Origin of the sequence: Stenotrophomonas sp. SMYL41, assembly GCF_036319965.1 — a bacterium.
Lineage (GTDB): Bacteria > Pseudomonadota > Gammaproteobacteria > Xanthomonadales > Xanthomonadaceae > Stenotrophomonas > Stenotrophomonas maltophilia_R.
On sequence record NZ_JAWIRX010000008.1, the window covers coordinates 208972 to 215204 of the forward strand.

The window sequence follows — 6233 nt, forward strand, 5'->3', positions numbered from 1 at the left end:
GTTTCGAAGGGGGATCAGGCGGCGAGGTGCTTGTTCCACTCCGCGACGCGCTCGGCCTGGGCGGCCAGCACGGCGTCGACGTCGCCTTCCAGGGTGATCGAATGGATCACGTCGCCCTGCTTGACCGAATCGACGATGGCCTGGCCTTCCAGGACCTTGCCGAAGACGGTGTGGCGGCCATCCAGCCAATCGGTCTTGATGTGGGTAATGAAGAACTGGCTGCCGTTGGTGTTCGGGCCGGCGTTGGCCATCGACAGCGAGCCGACCTCGTGCTTCACGCCATTCTTCTCGTCTTCGAACTTGTAGCCCGGGCCGCCAGTGCCACGACCCTGCGGGCAGCCGCCCTGGATCATGAAGTCGGCGATCACGCGGTGGAAGATCAGGCCGTCATAGAAGCCGTGCTTGACCAGGTTCACGAAGTTGGCCACGGTCAGCGGCGCCTTGTCGGCGAACAGCTCGACCTTGATCGGGCCCTGGGTGGTGTCGAAAGTGGCGATGAGGGACATGAAGATCCTTGATGCAGAGGGGAACGCGTCTAGCCACCTAGTTTACACCTGCCTCGCGGCGGCGGCGGCTTCGACCATGGGCGCAGTTCCGGGCTTCAGCCACCGGATGGCCCCGCCCGCCGTGCAGGCCAGGTGGCCTCGACCGGCAGCGTGGACAGCCAGCTGAATGGGCCCCGAGACCGATGTGAAATCCACCTTTTCGCGAATCGTCAAGTTCGACGTATAATGTTGGACTTCTTTTTCCAAATCCGGCGCCGACTGGCCCCCTTTCGTATGTCCATCGAAAATCTTCGCAACATCGCCATCGTCGCCCACGTCGACCATGGCAAGACCACCCTGGTCGACCAGCTGCTGAAGCAGTCCGGCACCCTGTCCGAGCGCACCGTCCTCGCCGAGCGCGTGATGGACAGCAACGACCAGGAAAAGGAACGCGGCATCACCATCCTGGCCAAGAACACCGCCATCACCTGGGAAGACAAGAAGACCGGCATCAAGAACCGGATCAACATCGTCGACACCCCCGGCCACGCCGACTTCGGCGGTGAGGTCGAGCGCGTGCTGTCGATGGTCGACACCGTGCTGATCCTGGTCGACGCGATGGACGGCCCGATGCCGCAGACCCGCTTCGTGACCCAGAAGGCCTTCGCGATGGGCTTCAAGCCGATCGTCGTGGTCAACAAGGTCGACCGTCCGGGCGCCCGTCCGGAGTGGGTGATCGACCAGGTCTTCGACCTGTTCGACAAGCTCGGCGCCACCAACGAGCAGCTGGACTTCCCGATCGTCTACGCCTCGGGCCTGAACGGCTACGCCGGCCTGGAAGACACCGTGCGCGACGGCGACATGACCCCGCTGTACGAAGCGATCATGCAGCACGCGCCGAAGCCGGAAGTGGACCCGGAAGGCCCGTTCCAGATGCGCATCAGCCAGCTGGACTACAACAACTTCGTGGGCGTGATCGGCATCGGCCGCATCCAGCGCGGCACCCTGAAGAAGAACATGCAGGTCGCCGTCATCGACCGTGAAGGCAAGAAGCGCAATGGCAAGGTGCTGCAGGTGCTGGGCTTCATGGGCCTGGAGCGCATCGAGCAGGATTCGGCCGAAGCCGGCGACATCGTGGCCATCTCCGGCATCCAGGAGCTGACCATCTCCGACACCATCTGCGCACCGGACTTCCCGGAAGCGCTGCCGGCGTTGACCGTCGACGAGCCGACCATCTCGATGACCTTCCAGGTCAACAACTCGCCGTTCGCCGGCAACAAGGACCTGTCCGGTGGCAAGTTCCTGACCAGCCGCCAGATCAAGGACCGCCTGGACCGTGAAAAGGTCCACAACGTGGCCCTGAAGGTCGAGCAGCTGGAAGACGCTGACAAGTTCCTGGTCTCCGGCCGTGGCGAACTGCACCTGTCGGTGCTGATCGAGAACATGCGTCGCGAAGGCTACGAGCTGGCCGTGTCGCGCCCGGAAGTGATCATCAAGGAAATCGACGGCCAGTTGATGGAGCCGATCGAGCAGCTGGTGGTGGACATCGAAGAAATCCACCAGGGCGGCGTGATGGAAAAGCTGGGCACCCGCAAGGGCCAGCTGAAGAACATGGAATCGGACGGCAAGGGCCGCGTGCGCCTGGAATACTCGATCCCGGCTCGTGGCCTGATCGGTTTCCAGAACGAGTTCAAGACCCTGACCCAGGGTTCGGGCCTGCTGTTCCACGTGTTCGACCACTACGGTCCGAAGGAGCAGGGCGCGATCGCCAAGCGCATCAACGGCGTGATGATCGCCAATGCGCCGGGCACCACGCCGGCCTACTCGCTGGGCCCGCTGCAGGAACGCGGCAAGCTGTTCGCTGCTGAAGGCGACAACGTGTATGAGGGTCAGCTGGTCGGTATCCACTCCAAGGACAACGACCTGACCGTCAACGCAATCAAGACCAAGCCGTTGACCAACATGCGCGCTTCGGGCAAGGACGATGCGATCCAGCTGACCCCGGCGATCAAGTACTCGCTGGAACAGGCCCTGGACTTCATCGAAGACGACGAGCTGGTTGAGATCACCCCGAAGGAGATCCGCCTGCGCAAGAAGTTCCTGACCGAAAGCGACCGCAAGAAGGCTTCGCGCGGCGGCTGAGCCAGCACCCCGTGAACCAGAGCGGCTACAACCCGGATCCACACCGGCATCCGGGCCTGCATGTCATCGCCCTGCTCGAAGCGAGCAAGGCGATGCTGGCACTGTTGGCCGCCACCGGGCTGGAAGTGCTCGGTCCGCAGCCGCTGCGGCACGGCATCATGGTCCTGATCCGGCGTTTCAGCCTGGATCCGGACCATGGCACCCTGCCGTCGCTGCTGCACATGATCAGCCCCGACGCGGTGCACCTGGCCGCGGCGGGGATGATCGGCTACGGCCTGCTGCACCTGGTCGAAGCCTGGGGCCTGTGGCGGGCAAAGGCCTGGGCCTCCTGGCTGGGCTGCCTGACCGCCTCGCTGTACCTGCCCTTCGACATCTTCGCGATCATCCGCCACCCCGGCTGGCCGTCGTGGACGATCCTGGCGATCAACCTGATCGTGGTCTACGTCCTCGCCCGCGACCTGCGCAAGCGCCACCGCTGAGCACCGGCTACACTGGGGATTGGAGCCGACCAAGCCGCCCCATGCGCCTGTCCTTGCCGCCTCTGCTGACCTGCCTGCTCGCCGCGCTGCCTGCGCTGCTTTCGGCTGGCTGCAGCCCGGCCACATCCAGCGCGCATGCGGCCGAACCTGCGAGCCGCAACGTGCCGTTCCCTTACGCCGAAACCGATGTCGCCGACCTGCAGGCGCGGATGACCGCCGGTGAGCTGGACAGCACCACCCTGACCCAGGCCTACCTGCAGCGCATCGCCAGCCTGGACCGCACCGGGCCACGCCTGCGCGCGGTGATCGAGCTCAACCCGGATGCAGTGAAGGAAGCCGCTGCGCGCGACCGCGAGCGCCGCGATGGACGCCTGCGCGGCCCGCTGCACGGCATTCCGGTACTGCTTAAGGACAACATCAACGCCACTCCGATGGCTACCAGCGCCGGCTCGCTGGCACTGCAGGGCTTCCGCCCTGAGGACGCGTACGTGGTGCGGCGCCTGCGGGACGCCGGTGCGGTGGTGCTGGGCAAGACCAATCTCAGCGAGTGGGCCAATTTCCGCGGCAACGATTCAGTGTCCGGCTGGAGCGCACGCGGTGGCCAGACCCGCAATCCCTATCGCCTCAGCCACTCGCCCTGCGGTTCCAGCAGCGGCAGCGCGGTGGCGGTCGCCGCCAACCTGGCCAGCGTAGCAATCGGCACCGAAACCGATGGCAGCATCGTCTGCCCTGCGGCGATCAATGGCATCGTCGGCCTCAAGCCGACCGTCGGCCTCGTCAGCCGCGAGGGCATCATCCCGATTTCCTTCAGCCAGGACACCGCAGGGCCGATGACGCGCAGCGTCGCGGACGCGGCGGCCGTACTGACCGCGATCGCCGGCCGCGATGATGCCGACCCGGCCACTGCGACCATGCCCGGCCGCGCAGTGTACGACTACACCGCGCGATTGGATCCGCAGGGCCTGCGTGGCAAGCGCATCGGCCTGCTGCAGACACCGCTGCTGAAGTACCGCGGCATGCCGCCGCTGATCGAACAGGCGGCCAACGAGTTGCGTCGGGCCGGTGCCGTCGTGGTGCCGGTGGAGCTGCCCAACCAGGGCGCCTGGGCCGAGGCCGAACGCACGGTGCTGCTGTACGAGTTCAAGGCCGGGCTGGAGCGATACTTCAGCACCTACCGCGCTCCCCTGCGCAGCGTGGCCGATCTGATCGCCTTCAACCAGGCGCACAGCAAGCAGGAACTGGGCCTGTTCGGCCAGGAACTGCTGGTGGAGGCCGATGCCACTGCCGGCCTGGCCGACCCCGCCTATATCCGCGCACGCAGCGATGCACGCCGGCTGGCCGGACCGGAAGGCATCGATGCCGCCCTCTCCGCCCACCAGCTCGATGCCCTGGTGGCACCGACCACCGGCGTGGCATGGCCGATCCGCAGCGAAGGCGACGACTTTCCCGGCGAGAGTTACAGCGCCGCCGCCGTGGCCGGTTATCCCAGCCTGACCGTCCCGATGGGCCAGATCAATGGCCTGCCGGTCGGCCTGCTGTTCATGGGCACCGCCTGGAGCGAACCGAAGCTGATCGAAATGGCCTACGCCTATGAACAGCGTACCCGCGCGCGGCGACCACCGCACTTCGACACCGACACCCTGATCGACGCCGGCGAGCCGTGATCCAGTAGTGCCGGCTGCTGGCCGCCAGATCCCGGGTCGGCGGCCAGCGACCCGCGCTACCGTTCGGGTTCCGGCTCCACCGGTACGATTGCCGCCTCTCCATCTTCAGCACCCGGCGAACGCACATCTGCGGTACGTGCACGTGGCCCGCGCGGCATGTCCAGTTCGTCTGCATGCTGCAGCCGCGCACGCACCTGCGGCAGTGCCTGCGGATGCTCGCGCGCAAGGAAATCGAGCATACGTTCGCGCACCAGGCAGCGCAGATCGAAGGCATCACCGGAGCTGCGCGCACTGACCAGCAGGCGCACCTGGATCGCACGCTCGCTGGTCTCGGTCACCTGGGTCACGCAGACCCGGCCATCCCACAGCGCCTCCCCCCGGCAGATGCGCTCCAGCTCAGCGCGGATCGCCGCGATCGGCGCACGATAGTCCAGCCACAGGAACGCCGTGCCGAGCAGGTCCGCGCTGCGCCGCGTCCAGTTCTGGAAGGGGTTCTCGATGAACCAGGTCAGCGGCACCACCATCCGCCGCTCATCCCAGATGCGCACCACCACATAGCTGCTGCCGATCTCCTCGATGCGCCCCCACTCACCTTCGACGATCACCACGTCATCCAGCCGGATCGGCTGCGTCACTGCGATCTGCAGGCCGGCGATCAGATTGCCGAACACCGGCTTGGCGGCGATACCGGCCACCAGACCGATCAGGCCTGCCGAGGCCAGCAGCGCGGTACCGATCTTCTGCACCATCGGAAACGTCAGCAGCACCAATGAAGCGCCCAGCACGATGATGCCACCCATCAGCACGCGGCTGAGCACCCGCGTCTGGGTCTGGATGCGGCGTGCTTCCAGGTTGTCGGAGACATCGATGGGATGGCTGCGCAGGATCGCCCGCTCCCCTGCCGCTACCGCACGCACCAGCAGCCAGATGAAGCACGCGGTCAGCGCGATGTGCAGCACGTGCTGCAGGTTGGCCAGCAGCGGATCCTGCAGCGGCGTAGCCTGCAATGCGGGGATCAGCAGTAGCAGCGGCCACGCGGTGGCCATCGGCAGACCGAGCACACGTCCGATGCGTGCACGCCGACGATCACGCCCTTTCAGCCGATGGTAGATCCACAGGATCAGCCACGCGCCGATGCCGCCCACCACTACGGCCAATCCCAACGGCCATGCGTATGCCTGTGCGCTTTGCCAGTGCACCACTGTTACCTCCACTCGAACAGCCAGGCGGACAGCCTCGCGCATGGGGCATGAGCGCCACGTCAGTCGTTCGTAAGCAGGGTGTTGGTCGGCAGGGCTTGCAGCCCTGCACCTGCCAGAATCCGAAGCAACTGCAACAGCAACAGCAGAAGCTGGCATTCCGTGGGATGGCGAGGTGGGTCCGGTTGCGGGGGACGCCGTAAATCCGTCCATGGAGGCTCGGTCGCGCCATCCATGGCCCTCACGCCCCCGCAACCGGACCCA

Annotated in this window: 5 protein-coding genes; 3 read left to right on the forward strand and 2 right to left on the reverse strand. The window is 66.0% G+C overall.

Annotated elements, in window-relative coordinates; genetic code table 11:
* Nucleotides 1-14: 14 nt before the first annotated feature.
* Nucleotides 15-506, reverse strand: a complete 492-nt coding sequence (locus V3B30_RS11915) for a peptidylprolyl isomerase (RefSeq protein ID WP_004153629.1) — start codon at nt 504-506, stop codon at nt 15-17.
* 273 nt (nt 507-779) lie between these two features.
* On the opposite strand from V3B30_RS11915, the gene typA reads away from it, so the two are divergent.
* The 3 genes from typA to V3B30_RS11930 are packed head-to-tail and all read left to right on the forward strand — an operon-like array spanning nt 780 to nt 4770.
* Nucleotides 780-2627 (forward strand): translational GTPase TypA, encoded by a 1848-nt coding sequence (gene typA, locus V3B30_RS11920; protein ID WP_100471399.1) that lies wholly within the window; start codon nt 780-782, stop codon nt 2625-2627.
* An 11-nt stretch (nt 2628-2638) separates the two neighbouring features.
* A complete protein-coding gene (locus V3B30_RS11925) occupies nt 2639-3106 on the forward strand; it encodes a DUF2127 domain-containing protein (protein ID WP_005415426.1) in 468 nt (155 codons plus the stop codon).
* Nucleotides 3107-3147: 41 nt separating this feature from the next.
* The gene (locus tag V3B30_RS11930) at nt 3148-4770 is read left to right on the forward strand and encodes an amidase (RefSeq protein ID WP_262083148.1); all 1623 of its coding nucleotides are present in this window, start codon (nt 3148-3150) and stop codon (nt 4768-4770) included.
* A gap of 56 nt (nt 4771-4826) precedes the next feature.
* On the opposite strand, the gene V3B30_RS11935 is transcribed toward V3B30_RS11930, so the two are convergent.
* Entirely contained in the window at nt 4827-6014 is a 1188-nt protein-coding gene (locus tag V3B30_RS11935) for a mechanosensitive ion channel family protein (protein ID WP_262083147.1), read from the reverse strand.
* Nucleotides 6015-6233 lie beyond the last annotated feature (219 nt).

Excerpts from the sequence above, each read along its gene's own strand:
- V3B30_RS11915 (WP_004153629.1), bottom strand. The coding sequence starts at position 506 with ATGTCCCTCATCGCCACTTTCGACACCACCCAGGGCCCGATCAAGGTC.
- typA (WP_100471399.1), top strand. The coding sequence starts at position 780 with ATGTCCATCGAAAATCTTCGCAACATCGCCATCGTCGCCCACGTCGAC.
- V3B30_RS11930 (WP_262083148.1), top strand. The coding sequence starts at position 3,148 with ATGCGCCTGTCCTTGCCGCCTCTGCTGACCTGCCTGCTCGCCGCGCTG.
- V3B30_RS11935 (WP_262083147.1), bottom strand. The coding sequence starts at position 6,014 with ATGCGCGAGGCTGTCCGCCTGGCTGTTCGAGTGGAGGTAACAGTGGTG.